The following is a 14297-nucleotide window of genomic DNA, read 5'->3' as shown; positions in this document are numbered from 1 at the left end:
GGCGGGCCGGGCGGAATCAGTCACTGCCGCCATAGGCGGGGTTGCGGGGGTCGAAAGCGGCCTGGTAGCAGCCGGGCTGCCCGGAGGTCTGGCCGTTCTGGGTGCGGATCTCCTCGACCCGGCGCTGCCAGGCGAGATAGAAGCGATCGCCGGTTTCCTCGGCCTGTTCGAGCAGGCGGTTGGACAAGTCGCCCCAATGGTCGCCGCGATCGCCGCGCGTGCCGATATAGCGGCGCAGCTGTTCGGCGCGGGCATGGCCGGTCTCGGCGGCCCGGCGCAGATAGGCGTCGGCGCGCTCAGGGCTTTCCACGATGCCGCACAGCCGGTAGCTGCCCTGCACCGTGCCGGTGCCGTAGATCAGGGCGAGATTGAAATTGGCGCCGCCGTGATCGCGATTGGCAGCGGTTTCCAGCCATTCCAGGGCAACATCGATATTCTGCTCCACACCCAGGCCGGTGGCGAACATGATGCCGAGGATGTTCTGGGAGTAGGCATCGCGCGCGGTCAGGGCGGCGTGGCAGATCAGGGTGACGGTCTGCTGGGCGGTCAGGGCGCCGGTCTGGTCGAAGCCCATATCGCCCTGGAAGTCGCGGACCGAGCGGCGCGTCATGGTGCCGTAGGAACCGTCGATCTCACCGGTGTAATAACCCAGCGCTGCCAGCGAACGCTGCCGGTCGGTCAGGGCGATGATGTCGCCGTCATCGGCATTCTGGCTGAACCCGTAGGCGATGCGGGCCAGGCTTTGCGGACTGGTCGGGCAGGAACGCTCGAGCACAGCGGCCTGCATGCGGTGGTGGGCGACGAGCGAGGCCTGTGTCCCGCCCGAGGACGAGCCGACGTAGAGCGCCTCGTCCCAGGCGTCGCGCGCCTCGTCGATGCGGTTGACGGCCTGGTAGGCGTCACCGACACGCAGCCAGCAGCGGGCCACGTCGACGCCCTCCGGATCGCTGGCGCTGGGCCGGCAGATACTGTCACCGGGGGTGACATTCCAGCCGGGCCGGGCGGGATAGCCGGCTGGCGGATACTGGTTGCCATAGCCGGGCTGGCCGTAGCCACCCTGCCCGTAACCGGGGGCGCCATAGGTGGGGGAATTGTACTGCGCGCCGTAGGGCTGTTCCTGGGTCGGGTAGCTGCCGGCCGGATCGGCCTGGCCATAGCCGGGCTGGGCGTAGGCAGTCTGACCGTAGGGATACTGGCCCTGGCCGGGTCCGGCAGTGACGCGGTTGAGGGCCGAGGGGCCGGTCGGGGGTGGCGGGTCGGGCTGGTAGGCGGTGCTGGCCTGGGCGCCGGTGCGGGCGGTGACGCCGCCGGCCACCAGCTGCGGGCCGGTATCGCCGCTGCCCGGCCACCAGGCCAGACGGTCATTGACATCGCAATCCGCGGTTGAGCACTGGCCGGCCTTGAAAGCCTGGGAATGGGTGAACCCCAGCAGCGCCACGAGACCGATCAGGACGAAGCCGATAGCGGCGGCCTGGGCGAGCACGGCTGCGAGCCGCTCGATCAATATCGGGACACGATGGGACATGGGCGACCTGGCGCGCGGTTAACCTTGATTAACCATGGTAGCGTCGCGGGCGCCCCGAGGCCATACGCCTGAGGGGGGATTCGGCCATTTTTCGCTCAATTCTTACGAGAATTTTACTGAGCGATCAAAATGTTGCGAGAATCGGCCGGAATTGGCCGCGCGGCGGGAACCGGCTGTCCCGCCGCGCGTTATTCTGGACTGTGTCAGGTCCTGAGCGTGCCTTTCGTGGCTTTCTCGACCTTGTCGACGAGCTTTTTCGACAGCGTTTCGATGTCCTCGTCGGTCAGGGTTTTCTCGCTCGGTTGCAGAACCACCTCGATGGCGATCGAGACCTGGCCCTTCGGAACACCCTTCCCGTCATACACGTCGAACACGCGGACATCGGCAACCAGCGCCTTGTCGGTCCCCTTGGCGGCACGCACGACCGCGTCGGAGGCGACTGATTTGTCGACCAGAAACGCGAAATCGCGCGATAGCGGGTTGAGCTCTGCGCGCTGCAGTTGCGGTTTCGCCTTGAGGCCGCCGGAGCGGCGCGGCTGGGGCACGGCGTCGAGCACCACCTCGAAGGCGACCACGCGACCGTCAATATCGAGCGCCTTGAGGATGCCGGGGTGGATCTCGCCGAACTCGGCCATGACATTCTTCGGGCCCAGGCGGACCACGCCGGAACGGCCCGGATGCCACCATTCGCGGGCCTCAGCGGCCACTTGCAGGCTGTCGACCGGCGCTCCGGCAGCGGCCAACACCGCCATGGCATCGGCCTTGGCGTCGAACAGGTCGGGCTGGCGGGTGCCGGCCCAGTGGCGCGGTGCGGTGACGCGGCGGACGCCGGTGGCGACCAGTTTCTGGCCCTCGGGACTGTCATCGAGGTAGACCGGGCCAACCTCGAACAGGCGGGCATCCTCGCGGCCGCGATCGGCGTTGGACTGCAGCGCCTTGAGCAGGTGGACCAGCGCCGTCGGGCGCATCACGTCGAGCTCGGAGGAGATCGGGTTCTCCAGCTCCAGGCCCGGCCCGGCGCCGCCGAACAGCTCGGCTTCGCTCTTGTTGCAGAACGACCAGGTCACCGCCTCGGCATAGCCGCGGCCGGCCAGGGCCCGGCGGGCATGGCGGGCGCGAAGCTGCATCAGCGTGGCCGGCGCCTCGCGGCGCACCGGCGGCCGTGACAGTGACACCGCGTCGAGCTTGTCGAAGCCATGGATGCGCGCGACCTCTTCGACCAGGTCGGCCTTCTGGGTACAGTCCATGCGCCAGGACGGCACGCCGACGGTGAGCACGTCGCCCTCGCCCTTCGGCGCGAAACCGAGGGTCTCCAGGATACGCACGATCTCGGCACGCGGCAGGTCGAGACCGGTCAGGCGCTTCACCTCGGCGAGCGGAAACTCGATATCGGCGGGCGGCGCGGGCGGCGCACCGGCAATGAGGATGTGGGACGGCTCGCCGCCGCAGATCTGCTCGATCAGGCGGGTGGCGTAGTGGATGCCTTCCTCGACCGATTGCGGGTCGACGCCCCGCTCGAAGCGGTATTTGGCATCGCTGTCTATGCCGGTCGCCTTGCCGGTGGCGCGGGTGATCGAGGGGTCGAACCAGGCGCTCTCGATGAACACGTTGCGGGTGGTCGAGGTGACGCCGGAATATGCGCCTCCCATGATGCCGCCGAGGCCCAGCGCACGGGCGTCGTCGGCGATCACGCACATGTCCCCGGTCGGCTCGTATTCCTTGCCGTCGAGCGCCTCGAAGCGGTCGGCCTCGCCGCGGCCGCGGCGGGCGCGGATGGTGCCTTCCAGCTTGTCGAGGTCGTACACGTGCAGCGGGCGGCAGCGATCGTAGGAGATCAGATTGGTGACATCGGCCAGCGCGTTCTTGGGCTTGAGGCCGATCGCGGTCAGGGCCTTCTTGAGCCAGTCCGGGCTCTCGACATTGTGGACATTGCGGATGACACGGCCGGCGAACACCGGGCAAGCCTCGTCCCAGTCCAGCTCGATGTCGACCGGACAGTCGAAGCGGCCGGGGATCGGCTCGTCGTGCAGCGGCTTCAAAGTACCGATGCCGGTGGCGGCGAGATCACGGGCGATGCCGCGAACGCCGAGCCAGTCGGGGCGGTTGGGGGTGACCTCGAAATCGATCACCGGGTCGTCCTGGCCGAGCGCCACCACGGCCGGGGTGCCGACCTCCCAGCTGCCGTGCAGGTCGATGATACCATCATGGTCGTCGCCGAGCTCAAGCTCCTTGGACGAGCACATCATGCCGTAACTCTCGACGCCGCGGATCTTGCGCGGCTTCTTGTCGAGGGCGAAGTCGAGGCCGGGAATCCAGGTACCCAGCGGGGCGTAGACGGCATACATGCCGGTGCGCGCATTGGGCGCGCCGCAGACAATCTGCTTCTCGCCGTCCTTCGTCGCCACCTTGCAGACCTTCAACTTGTCGGCGTCGGGGTGCTGGACCGCCTCGATGACGTGACAGACGGAGAACTCGGCAAACTTCTCGAGCGGGTTGTCGATATGCTCGATCTCCAGCCCGGCCATGGTCATGGCGTCAGCGATCTGGTCGAGCGAGGCGTCGGTCTCGAGATGGTATTTCAGCCAGGAAAGCGGGAATTTCATTGCGGGGTCTCCTCGCCCGGTTGGGGCGCGATGCCGAGATTTTCAAACAGGTCCTGCTCGGGGCGCTCACAGCGCCCGACCGGGCGCGGCCGCTCGGTCCAGGACGTGGCGTTGCGCCAGCAGCGATCGAATACCGAGCAGTAACAGAACTCAACGCTCCAGCGTCGCCACTCGGCCTGGAAGGCCTGGCGTTCAGCCGGCGTCAGGCTGGCCGGGTCAAGGTCGACCTCGATCGGGATGACCTCGTCGCCCGGCGCGATGATACGGCCATTCATCGACGACCAGGACTGGCTGTAGCCGTCCGGCAGCACCGCGAACAACTGGCTCAGATCGTCGGCCTCGGCGCCGTCGCGCAGCACCCGGACTTCCTCGACGATGGCCGGGCCGACGCCGCTATTGGCGACCCGCACGCCGAAACTGATCTCGCCCTCGCGCGTGGTGATGAAACCGTCGACCTGCAGCGCCGGATAGACCGCGCCGTGCTGCTGGGCCCGCATCACGCGGGCCTGGTCCCAGGCGACAAACAGCGCCGCCAGGCCGACCAGCATGGCGCCGACAGCGGTGATGACCTGGTGATGGCGGGCCAGCCATTTCATGGCAAGTCCCCGGCACCGGCCACGGGCGCGGCGGCGAACTGGAGCGGAAAGCCGGTCGGTGCCGGGCACTCGTTGACCGAGGCGGGGAAATCGTCGGCGCGGGTTTCCCAACAGCGCTCGTACACATCACAGAAGCACACGTCGAGACGGGCCGATCCGGCGGCGAGCTGAAGGAACAGGTCGGCCAGGGCAGCAGAGCTGTCCTCGTCGCGCGCCCAGGACAGCCGCAATGCCCGCATTGAACCGCCGGGCGGAAGGGGGGCCAGCTCGACCCGGTTCAGGGTCAGCGAGGCATCGACCAAGGCCAGCTCGGGACCGAAAAAGGCATCCAGGGCATCCCGGTCCGCCAAAACCGCGTCCCCGCGGACCAGCGCAGCACTGCGGATCAGCGCCGTGCCCTCGCCGGCATTGTTCAGATGAACCGTGACATGACCATGTTCATCATCGCCGCTGACGCCAATTCCGGTCTGGAGAATTGGCAGCGCATTGGCCAACCGGATGGCGCGCGAATTGCGGGCCTCTTCCCAGCCAATGACGAGCGCGGCGATGCCGACCACGATGGCGGCGATCGACCCGACCGTCTCGAAACGGGGCCGCCAGCCGCGCATCAGCTCAGCCCGGTCGCCAGATTGGCCTGCAAGAGCGGCGAGAAGCCGTAATGGGCCAGCCATCGGGTGTCGGAATTGAAGAAGTCGCGCAGGTCCGGCGCGCCATATTTCAGCATGGCGAGGCGATCGACGCCCATGCCGAAGGCGAAGCCCTGGTACTCGTCCGGGTCGAGACCGCAATTGCGGATCACGTTCGGGTGCACCATGCCGCAGCCGAGAATCTCCATCCAGCTGTCACCGGAGCCGACCTTGACGGCGTCGCCGACGCGCTCATAGCGCACGTCCATCTCGGCCGACGGTTCGGTGAAGGGGAAGTGGTGCGGGCGGAAGCGGGCTTCCACCTGGTCGGTCTCGAAGAAGGCGGCAATGAAGTCCAGGAGCACGCCCTTGAGGTGACCCATATGGGTCTCCTTGTCGATCACCAGGCCCTCGACCTGGTGGAACATCGGCGTGTGGGTCTGGTCCCAGTCGCAGCGATAGACCCGGCCCGGCGCGATGATGCGGATCGGGGTGTTGCCCTCGAGCATGGTGCGGATCTGCACCGGCGAGGTGTGGGTGCGCAGGACCTTGCGATTCCCCTCCGCGTCCGGCTGCATGAAGAAGGTGTCCTGGGTGTCGCGCGCCGGGTGGCCGGGCGGGAAGTTCAGGGCGGTGAAATTGTGGAAGTCGTCCTCGACGTCCGGGCCCTCGGCAACGGCGAAGCCCATGTCGGCGAAGATCACCGCCAGTTCTTCCATGACCTGGGTGATCGGGTGCAGCGAGCCGGTCGGCTCCGGGCGCACCGGCAGGGTGACGTCGACCGTCTCCGAGGCCAGCGCGGCCTCGAGCGCGGCGTTTTCCAGTTCGCTCTTACGCGCCTCGACGGCATCGTTGAGCCGGGTCTTCAGACCGTTGAGTGCCGGCCCCATGACCTGGCGCTCTTCCGGGCTCATCTTGCCCAGCCCGCGCATCATCAGCGACACCGAGCCTTTCTTGCCAAGCGCGGCCACGCGCACGGCATCCAGCGCGGCTTCGTCGGTCGCGGCGTCAATCTGCTGGCGGATCTCGGTCTCGAGGGCGTCGAGTTCGGATGTGTCGGTCATGTGGTGTCGTCCCTGTCGGTCGGGATTGCATTTAACGGCTGGGCTGGGGGCTGTCGACCGGGAGTGGCGGTGGCGGATCTTTTCCGGGTGACACCTCGCCTCACCCCTCTCCCTCGATCCCTCTCCGAGGGAGAGGGAGGTTTGGCGCGTATGGCACACCCCTTCTCCCTGGGGAGAAGGTGCCCCGAAGGGGCGGATGAGGGGGGAATTCCTGATGCCAGCAGAACTAGATGTCGGAGCGGTTCACCGGGTTCTCAGGGTGCACGCCCCAGTAGGTTGCTTCGGCAATGACCTCCATGACGGCATCCGTCTCACGAAGGATCATGTGGTTCCAGAAGCGCAAGACCGTATAACCGCGCGCTTCCAGAAACGCGGTGCGTGCCTCATCAGCCTCCTCTTGCTCACCGTGCTGTCCTCCATCTGCCTCCACGATCAAGCGCGCGCGACGCGAGCAGAAGTCGACGATGAACGGTCCGATGGGGACTTGTCGCCGGAATTTGACTCCCATGAGATGACCGTTGCGCAAGCGAGACCACAGACGCGCTTCGGCTGGCGTCTGGCGCCTTCGCATCGCGCGCGCACGTCCGAGATTTTTGTGACGGACCCTTTCCGGCGAGGACATTGCCTCCCCCCTCTCCCTCGATCCCTCTCCCAAGGGAGAGGGAGGTTTGGGGGCGAGAATAACCGGCGGTCCTGCGAGTTTTGTGTGAGCGGGCGCACACCCGTTCTCCCCCGGGAGAAGGTGACCACGACCCGATCCGGGCCGGATGAGGGGCGGCCGCGCCAGTGGCCAAGAAAAAGGCCCGCCGACTTGCGTCAGCGGGCCTCTTCAAACATCAGTGCAACCAGCCTTACGCCAGCGCGTCCTGGGCCTGGTCGACCAGTGCCTTGAAGGCTTCCGGCTCGCGGGCTGCGATGTCGGCCAGGACCTTGCGGTCGACCTCGATGCCGGCCTTGTTGAGGCCGTTCATGAAGGTGGCGTAGGTCATGCCGTGCATGCGGGCACCGGCATTGATGCGCTGGATCCACAGCGAGCGGAAATTGCGCTTCTTGGCGCGGCGGTCGCGATAAGCGTACTGGCCGGCCTTCTCCACGGCCTGGACGGCGGCGCGGAAGGTGTTCTTGCGACGGCCGTAATAGCCCTTCGCAGCTTTGATGACTTTCTTGTGGCGCTTCTGGGTCGCCGGTCCGGATGTAACTCGAGACATGGTGTGCTCCTAACTCGGTGCCAGCGGCCTAAAGGCCGTTCGGGAGGTATTTCTTGACGATCTTGGCATCTTGCGGCGTCAGCACCGTGGTGCCGCGCTTGTTGCGGATCTGCTTGTTGGTCCGCTTGATCATGCCGTGACGCTTGCCGGCCTGGCCGGCTTTTACCTTGCCCGAGGCGGTGAGCTTGAAGCGCTTCTTGGCGCCGCTCTTGGTCTTCATCTTCGACATTTTCATCTCCTGTGCGGGCCCGTGAGTAACGGGCCGGTGGATGGTGCAGCCGGCGGGCATGTCGAATTGGGCCCGGGCGACTGGTGTTTCAAAGAGCGGGCGTTATACGCGGCTGGGCGGGTATTGCAAGCGGCAAACGGAGTCGCGAATGCAGCCGGGTCAGGCGTCCGGCGCGTGCTCGCACAGGCCGCACTCGCGGGCGTGCACATGACCGGCCCGGTTGCGAGCACGCCAGTTTGCGACATGCGCCCCGGCCAGAATGGTGACGCCAACCAGGGTCAGAGCGGTTTCCGTGGCCGGTCCGACCACGTGGCTGGCACCGACCGCCATCAGGGCCAGGCCGAACAAGCCGATCGCGAAGACCGTCCAGCCGGCACGGGTGGCGCGCATGCCCCAGCCGAGGCCGATCAGCGAGACCGGCGCGGCAAAGGCCAGCAGCACCAGGTGCCAGTCATGGCTCAAGCCCAGACTCTCACCGAGGCCCGGCGCCAGCATGGGTGTCGCCGCGGCGGCAGCCGGCACGAACAGGCAATGGGCGACGCACAGCGCCGACAGGCCGATGCCGGCGGCATCGAGCCGGGTCGAATTGCGAGAAGCGGAACGGGGGGAAAACATCACGGGATCGCCTGCGGGTGAGCGGACGATATAGTATAACATTTCGCCCTTGCAAAGGGGCGCCGCAAATAAAGTTGGGCGCTGTCTGATCGCCTGCACGGGCCGGGTGGCGGACAGGCAGAAGGGGCGGACCCGGCCGGGCCCGCCCCCTCTTTTGAACAGCGATTTGCAGGCGCGTCCCTAGTGCCCCGAATGGTGGGGCCGGTCCGTGCCGATAATCAGCTCTGCCTCACCGGCATCGCCTTCCGAATAGGTGCCGACCCAGACCGCGTAACGACCCGATTGCGGACGCCCCATGAACAGGCCGGGATTGCGGTCACCGGCGCTGTCATCATCGCAGTGCCAGTGTCCGTCGGGGGCCTGGACGACGAGCGTCGTGTCGATGTTCGAGCGGGCCGACACGGCGAGCGGCTGGCTGGACGCGGTGTAGTCGATGATGAAGTCCGGCGCCTCGGTGACATAGCCGCGGCAGGACTGGTCGGCGGCTTCCTCGGCGGCCAGGGCACCGCCCGGGATGACGTCGAAGCGGGTCGGATCGGCGGAAATGCCCGCCTCGATCGCATGGGTGCCGAAATTCGGGTTGAGAGTGCCGTCGAGCTGGGCGCCATGCCCGAAATCACCGCCAAAGCCGAGCTCGGAGAAGTGCAGGGTGGCCGGCTCGGAATCGTTCTCCGAGTAGGTGCCGACCCAGATGTCGTAGCGGCCGGACATCGGGGCGTCGAAGCGCAGGCCCGGATTGAGGTCGCCGGCGCCGTCATCATCACACCACCAGGATCCGTCCGGAGCATTGACCACCAGCGTGCCGTCGCCATTGGAGCTGGACGAGATGTAGAGGTCGAAATCCCCGGCCTCATAGGTCAGGTCGAAGGACGGTTCGGTGGTGGCAAAGCCGCGGCAGTTCTCGCCGATGGCCTCGTAGACGTCGACACTGCCACCGCCGGTGAGGTCGACATTGTAGGGGTCCGGGGCGAAGCCGGCGGCCAGCTCGATCGAACCGAACCGCGAGGCGGCCGAATAGTCGAGCTCGGCCGGGATGTCGATCCCGCCGAGAAAGCCCTGATTGGACAGGAAGAGCGTGGCGTCGACCTCAGGTCCGGTGGAATAGCGACCGGCCCAGATGGCGTAGCGGCCCGATTGCGGCTCATCGATGCGGACGCCCGGCTGGAGATCGCCGGCCTCGTCGTCATCACAATGCCAGCTGCCGTCCGGCGCCTGCACCACGAGCGTGGTGTCGACGTCGCTCTGCAGGGACAGGTAAAGGCGCTCATCGCTGTCGGCGCGATAGTCGAGATGGACGTCCGGGGCTTCGCCGATCATGCCCCAGCACTGTCCGCCCGTGCCGCGCGATGCATCGAGGTCACCGCCGGCGCGCACCGCCATGCGGCGCGGGTCGTTGGCGAAGCCGGCGCGCAATTCGACACGGCCGGCCCGCGGCGTGGCGCCGGGGCGCGGCCCGCGCGAATAATCGTTGCGCGACACATAGCCGACCTCGGAAATGTGCAACATGGCCGGCTCGTAGCCGCTGCCGGAGCCCAGTGTGCCGACCCAGATATTGTAATCGCCGGAGGCCGGCCGGTCGAAGCGCAGGCCCGGGTTGAGCCCCATCATCTCGTCTTCGGCGTCGTCATTGCAATACCATTCACCGTCCGGTCCGTTGACCACGAGCACGCCGTCAGCGTCGGAGGCGGCCGACAGAAAAAGCGGCAGGCCGCCGGCCTGGTAGGTCAGGCGGTAGGACGGCTGGTGGGTGATGTAACCCATGCAGCGCTCTGAAACATTGCCGGCATAGATGGCGCCGCCGGCGCGCACCCCGATCGAGGTCGGGTCCTCGGCGAAACCGGCGGACAGGCGCACGGCGCCATAGGCCGGTGTGGCGTCCGGGCTCTGGGCCAGGGCCGGCATGGCCAGCGCCACGGCGCCCAGGCTGGCTGCGGATAGAAATTTGCTCAACATGGTCATTCCCCCGAAAAGCGCGCACCTGCGTAAGTCGCCGGTCACAGCGTCATCTGTTGTATTGCATCAGAAATCGGCACGCCTGAACAGCGCCTGAATAGGCCACGGGACCAGACGCCCGTCCGGAAACGCAAAACGGCACCCCGAAGGGTGCCGTTCGCAAACCTGCCGATGCGCCGTATCGCGCTAGCGCGGCGCCATCACCATGACCATGAGGCGACCTTCGAGCTTGGGCTCGAACTCCACCTTGGCCACTTCGGCGAAGTCTTCCTTGACGCGGTTCATGATGTCCATGCCGCGATCCTGGTGAGCCATTTCACGGCCCCGGAAGCGCAGCGTCACCTTGACCTTGTCGCCGGCTTCGAAGAAGCGGTGCATGGCCTTGGTCTTCACCTGGTAGTCATGCACATCGATGTTCGGACGCATCTTGATCTCCTTGATCTCGACGGTCTTCTGCTTCTTCTTGGCCTCGGCCTTCTTCTTCTGTTCCTGGTATTTCAGCTTGCCGTAATCGACGATCTTGCAGACGGGCGGATCGGCATTGGGGGAGACTTCGACCAGGTCGAGACCGGCCTCGGACGCCGCTTCCAGGGCTGCCTCGGTCGGCATAACACCCTGTTTTTCACCGTTTTCGTCGATCAGGAGGACCCGCGGCACGCGGATATCCCGGTTGGTGCGCGGCCCTTCCTTCTTGGGTGGCGCTGCATTGTGCGGTCTACGGGCTATGGCCTTGTCTCCCTTGTGGCCAATGAAATATCAGTCTTGGTATCTCCCCGGGACGCAGCCGGATCAAGCCTAAAATGGCTCGACGGCGCGCTTGGTTCCCGCGAGAGCGGCGCACTATGGTGAAATGAACACAATTGGCAAGCCCGAGACGCGGTTCATGCCGCCTCCGGAGCCGGTCGCGCCGTCATGCCGCCGGCAAAGCGCATCGCCCGAACCGCCTCGGCCGGATCGACATCGGCCAGGGTGGCGGCGTGCATCAGCACCACCGGAGTGTTCCCGCGCGGGGCATTGAGCGCCGGATCGCCGACATCGCCGTACAACGCGCAGGCCGGGGTGCCGGAGGCGACCAGCAGATGCAGGAGCGGCGTATCCTCGCCGAAGCAGAACCGGGCCCGGCGGGCCAAACCGGCGAGCTGGGCCAGCTTGGCCTTGCCGGTGATGTCGCGGGCGCCAGGCGTGACCTGGGACACGTAACGACCGACATCCCGGGTGTCCGGACCACCGACCAGGGCCGGCGTGATACCGAGCTCCAGCAGGTCGTGCGACAGCGCCGCCCAGTTCTCCTGTGGCCAGCGATCGGCCGGCTTGACCTCGGATCCGGCCGGCGCGAGCAGGGCGAACGGACCGTTGAGGCCGAAATATTCCGGGTCAAGCATGCGCGACTTGCGGGCCAGGTAATCGACCCAGGAGGCATCCGGCGGCGGCGCGGCCCCCAGCGGATAGCTGTGCGGCTGCCAGCCGAGCACCCGGTTGAGGCGGCCGGCCACCTCGTCGACCGGGTGAATGGTCTCATCGCCACTGGCCACCACTTCGTGCCAGGCGCAGCGCGAGAAACGGAAGGCCCGCTTGATACGGCGCGAATCCGCCGAGCCGACGAGGTCGAAGACCCGGGCCGGCTTGTTGAGCTTGATACGCTTGTCGCGCAGGCCCATGAGCGGCCGGGTGTCCGGCACGGCATCGGTCTCGATGGCGTTGAAGAAGGGACAGTGCTTGAGAAAGCCCTCATAGTCCGGCCGGGACAGCAGGATGATCCGGTCGCGCCGGAAGGCCTGCCGGATCGCCTCGGCAGAGGCCAGCATGCGGACCGTCGAGGTCAGGTCGCCCCAATGCAGGATATAGGTGATGTCGCGCTGTGGTTCGCTCATGGCTGCGAGTTTAGGACCTCGTGATAGACACGCAAAGTCGCCGCTTGCAGGGCGGCTGTCGAATAGTTTTCAACGATATGGGCGCGCGCGTGCCGTTGCATCTCGCGCCGGGCCTCGGCCGGCAGGGCAAGCGCCCCGGCCATGGCCGCCGCCAGCGCCTCGGCATCGCCCGGCGGCACACGCCAGCCGGTCTCTGCGTGGCGCACCACTTCACGGGCCCCGCCATGGTCGGCGGCAATGACCAGACGCTCCATGGCCCCGGCCTCCGCCGCGGTGCGACCAAACGCTTCCGGCTCGACGGACGGGGTCAGGACCAGGTCGGCGGCGGCCAGGGCAGCGGGAATGTCCGAGCAATGCCCGACCAGATGGACCCGGTCACTCACGCCGAGTTCGCGCGCCAGGTCCAGCAAGCTGTCGACATAGGCGTCGCGGCCCTGGGCATCGCCGGCGAGGACCAGGCAGGCCCGCCCCAGATCGGGCTGCTCGTGCAGCAGGGCGAGCGCCCGGATGGCCTCGCGCTGGCCTTTCCAGGCGGTCAGGCGTGCCGGCAGCAGGATCAGCGGGCCATCTGTAGCCGGCAGCGACCAGCTGTCGCGCAGGGCGCCGACGCGCTGCTCGCTGACCGTCTCGGGATCGAAGCGCGCGAGATCGACACCGCGCGGGATGACGCGCAGACGGTCGATGGCCTCGGGATAGCGCTCGCTGACATGGTCGCGGATGAATTCGGAATTGGCGATCACCCGCTCGCCGGCCGCCATAACCGAATTGTAGCGCTTCTTGAGCGCGCTGCGGGCGTTGTAGGTGCCGTGATAGGTGGTGACGAAATGGGCGCCGGTGCGGCCGCAGGCCCATTTGGCGCTCCACGCCGGCGCGCGCGAGCGGGCATGCACGATATCGATGTCGCGGGCCTCGATCAGGCGCGCCAGGGCATTGGTGTTGGACCAGGCGACGAACGGGTTCTTGCTGGCCAGGGGCAGGCGGATCAGCTCGCCCCCCAGGGCTTCCAGCTCGCCTTCCAGGCGGCCACCCTGGCTGGCCACCAGCGCGGTGCCGCCCTCGGCCCGGATCGCCTCGACCATTTCCAGAGTCGTCCGCTCGGCACCGCCCGCATCGAGCTGGGGAATGACTTGCAACACGATCATGTCCGCTTGTGCCCCCGAATGCCCCTGCCCGGCCCGCCCAAGGGCCCAGGACACGACTTCTTCCATATGTTCCCGGCGAAGACAAACCTCGACCGCGCCCTGCCCGCCACTCTGGACCTGCGGCGCGCCCGCGCCTAGCGTTTCGGTCTTGTGTCATCGTTATCCCGGTTGCCCGTCATGCGTCTGCCTGCTCTCTGCCTGTCCGGCCTGGCCCTGGCCCTCGCCGCCTCTCCTTCCGTCCTTGCGCAAACCGCCCGCGAGGCCGAGACGCGGCGCTACCAGGCCTGCCTGCTGCAGGTCGAGGACGCCCCGGCCGCCGCGCTGGAAGCGGCTCAGACCTGGCAACAGACCGGCGGTGGCTGGCCCCCGGACGTGTGCGCGGCGCTGGCCTATGTGGCGCTTGGCGAGGCGGCGGTCGGAGCGGCGGTCCTCGATGATCTGGTGGCGGAGCCGCGGCCGGGCCTGACCGAGGCGGACCGGGTCAGCCTGCAGGTCGAAGCCGGCGATGCCTGGCGTCAGGCCGGCAATGAGGAAGCGGCGCTGGCGGCCTATGAGCGCGCCCTCGAGCTGGACGCGGATTCCCTGGCGGCGCGCGCCGCGCGAGCACAGTTGCATCTCGATGCAGGCGAGGTGTCCGCGCTGGCCATCGACGCCAACCGGCTGATCAACCTGGCCCCAGGCGCTGTGGACGGCTGGCGGCTGCGCAGCGAATATCACCTGGCGCGCGACGATTTCGACGCCGCCCAAGCGGACCTCGAACAGGCCCGTCAGCTGGCCCCGGACGACATCGATTTGCTGGTGCTGCGCGGCCGCATCATCGAGGCCCGGCGCCTGACCGGGACGGCCAGCGCGGACGCCGAATAGC

At 67.2% G+C, this 14297-nt stretch carries 14 protein-coding genes; 1 reads left to right on the top strand and 13 read right to left on the bottom strand.

Annotated elements, in window-relative coordinates:
• Positions 1–16: 16 nt before the first annotated feature.
• The 13 genes from ACXYMR_RS05920 to ACXYMR_RS05860 all read right to left on the bottom strand — a co-directional run bounded on the left by ACXYMR_RS05920 (position 17) and on the right by ACXYMR_RS05860 (position 13432).
• Complete coding sequence (locus tag ACXYMR_RS05920) at positions 17–1525, bottom strand: peptidoglycan-binding protein (protein WP_458941839.1); 1509 nt, start codon at positions 1523–1525, stop codon at positions 17–19.
• 203 nt (positions 1526–1728) lie between these two features.
• The gene (gene pheT, locus ACXYMR_RS05915; protein WP_458941838.1) at positions 1729–4128 is read right to left on the bottom strand and encodes a phenylalanine--tRNA ligase subunit beta; all 2400 of its coding nucleotides are present in this window, start codon (positions 4126–4128) and stop codon (positions 1729–1731) included.
• A complete protein-coding gene (locus tag ACXYMR_RS05910; protein WP_458941836.1) occupies positions 4125–4724 on the bottom strand; it encodes a hypothetical protein in 600 nt (199 codons plus the stop codon). The genes pheT and ACXYMR_RS05910 overlap by 4 nt, the downstream gene beginning before the upstream one ends.
• On the bottom strand, positions 4721–5332 hold the full coding sequence (locus ACXYMR_RS05905) for a hypothetical protein (protein WP_458941835.1): 612 nt from the start codon (positions 5330–5332) through the stop codon (positions 4721–4723). The genes ACXYMR_RS05910 and ACXYMR_RS05905 overlap by 4 nt, the downstream gene beginning before the upstream one ends.
• Complete coding sequence (gene pheS, locus ACXYMR_RS05900; protein WP_458941834.1) at positions 5332–6414, bottom strand: phenylalanine--tRNA ligase subunit alpha; 1083 nt, start codon at positions 6412–6414, stop codon at positions 5332–5334. Before pheS ends, ACXYMR_RS05905 begins: the two co-directional genes overlap by 1 nt.
• Positions 6415–6640: 226 nt before the next feature.
• Positions 6641–7036 carry an endonuclease domain-containing protein gene (locus tag ACXYMR_RS05895; RefSeq protein ID WP_458941833.1) on the bottom strand — a complete coding sequence of 132 codons (396 nt, stop codon included), beginning with the start codon at positions 7034–7036 and terminating at the stop codon, positions 6641–6643.
• A gap of 229 nt (positions 7037–7265) precedes the next feature.
• The gene (gene rplT / locus ACXYMR_RS05890; RefSeq protein ID WP_458941832.1) at positions 7266–7622 is read right to left on the bottom strand and encodes a 50S ribosomal protein L20; all 357 of its coding nucleotides are present in this window, start codon (positions 7620–7622) and stop codon (positions 7266–7268) included.
• A gap of 28 nt (positions 7623–7650) precedes the next feature.
• Positions 7651–7851, bottom strand: a complete 201-nt coding sequence (rpmI, locus tag ACXYMR_RS05885) for a 50S ribosomal protein L35 (RefSeq protein WP_458941830.1) — start codon at positions 7849–7851, stop codon at positions 7651–7653.
• A gap of 159 nt (positions 7852–8010) precedes the next feature.
• Complete coding sequence (locus ACXYMR_RS05880) at positions 8011–8466, bottom strand: MerC domain-containing protein (protein ID WP_458941829.1); 456 nt, start codon at positions 8464–8466, stop codon at positions 8011–8013.
• Between the two features lie 180 nt (positions 8467–8646).
• The gene (locus tag ACXYMR_RS05875) at positions 8647–10419 is read right to left on the bottom strand and encodes a hypothetical protein (protein ID WP_458941828.1); all 1773 of its coding nucleotides are present in this window, start codon (positions 10417–10419) and stop codon (positions 8647–8649) included.
• A 186-nt stretch (positions 10420–10605) separates the two neighbouring features.
• Complete coding sequence (gene infC / locus ACXYMR_RS05870; RefSeq protein ID WP_458941930.1) at positions 10606–11145, bottom strand: translation initiation factor IF-3; 540 nt, start codon at positions 11143–11145, stop codon at positions 10606–10608.
• A 155-nt stretch (positions 11146–11300) separates the two neighbouring features.
• Positions 11301–12290, bottom strand: a complete 990-nt coding sequence (locus ACXYMR_RS05865) for a glycosyltransferase family 9 protein (RefSeq protein ID WP_458941827.1) — start codon at positions 12288–12290, stop codon at positions 11301–11303.
• Positions 12287–13432: a glycosyltransferase family 4 protein gene (locus tag ACXYMR_RS05860; RefSeq protein WP_458941826.1), complete on the bottom strand. Its 1146-nt coding sequence runs from the start codon at positions 13430–13432 to the stop codon at positions 12287–12289. Before ACXYMR_RS05860 ends, ACXYMR_RS05865 begins: the two co-directional genes overlap by 4 nt.
• Positions 13433–13609: 177 nt before the next feature.
• On the opposite strand from ACXYMR_RS05860, the gene ACXYMR_RS05855 reads away from it, so the two are divergent.
• Positions 13610–14296 (top strand): hypothetical protein, encoded by a 687-nt coding sequence (locus ACXYMR_RS05855; RefSeq protein WP_458941825.1) that lies wholly within the window; start codon positions 13610–13612, stop codon positions 14294–14296.
• Position 14297: the final 1 nt, after the last annotated feature.

The sequence above is a fragment of the Maricaulis sp. CAU 1757 genome (assembly GCF_054482675.1).
This window is presented reverse-complemented; position numbering and strand designations above follow the sequence as displayed.

Excerpts from the sequence above, each read along its gene's own strand:
- ACXYMR_RS05920 (WP_458941839.1), bottom strand. The coding sequence starts at position 1,525 with ATGTCCCATCGTGTCCCGATATTGATCGAGCGGCTCGCAGCCGTGCTC.
- pheT (WP_458941838.1), bottom strand. The coding sequence starts at position 4,128 with ATGAAATTCCCGCTTTCCTGGCTGAAATACCATCTCGAGACCGACGCC.
- ACXYMR_RS05910 (WP_458941836.1), bottom strand. The coding sequence starts at position 4,724 with ATGAAATGGCTGGCCCGCCATCACCAGGTCATCACCGCTGTCGGCGCC.
- ACXYMR_RS05905 (WP_458941835.1), bottom strand. The coding sequence starts at position 5,332 with ATGCGCGGCTGGCGGCCCCGTTTCGAGACGGTCGGGTCGATCGCCGCC.
- pheS (WP_458941834.1), bottom strand. The coding sequence starts at position 6,414 with ATGACCGACACATCCGAACTCGACGCCCTCGAGACCGAGATCCGCCAG.
- ACXYMR_RS05895 (WP_458941833.1), bottom strand. The coding sequence starts at position 7,036 with ATGTCCTCGCCGGAAAGGGTCCGTCACAAAAATCTCGGACGTGCGCGC.
- rplT (WP_458941832.1), bottom strand. The coding sequence starts at position 7,622 with ATGTCTCGAGTTACATCCGGACCGGCGACCCAGAAGCGCCACAAGAAA.
- rpmI (WP_458941830.1), bottom strand. The coding sequence starts at position 7,851 with ATGTCGAAGATGAAGACCAAGAGCGGCGCCAAGAAGCGCTTCAAGCTC.
- ACXYMR_RS05880 (WP_458941829.1), bottom strand. The coding sequence starts at position 8,466 with ATGTTTTCCCCCCGTTCCGCTTCTCGCAATTCGACCCGGCTCGATGCC.
- ACXYMR_RS05875 (WP_458941828.1), bottom strand. The coding sequence starts at position 10,419 with ATGTTGAGCAAATTTCTATCCGCAGCCAGCCTGGGCGCCGTGGCGCTG.
- ACXYMR_RS05865 (WP_458941827.1), bottom strand. The coding sequence starts at position 12,290 with ATGAGCGAACCACAGCGCGACATCACCTATATCCTGCATTGGGGCGAC.
- ACXYMR_RS05860 (WP_458941826.1), bottom strand. The coding sequence starts at position 13,432 with ATGATCGTGTTGCAAGTCATTCCCCAGCTCGATGCGGGCGGTGCCGAG.
- ACXYMR_RS05855 (WP_458941825.1), top strand. The coding sequence starts at position 13,610 with ATGCGTCTGCCTGCTCTCTGCCTGTCCGGCCTGGCCCTGGCCCTCGCC.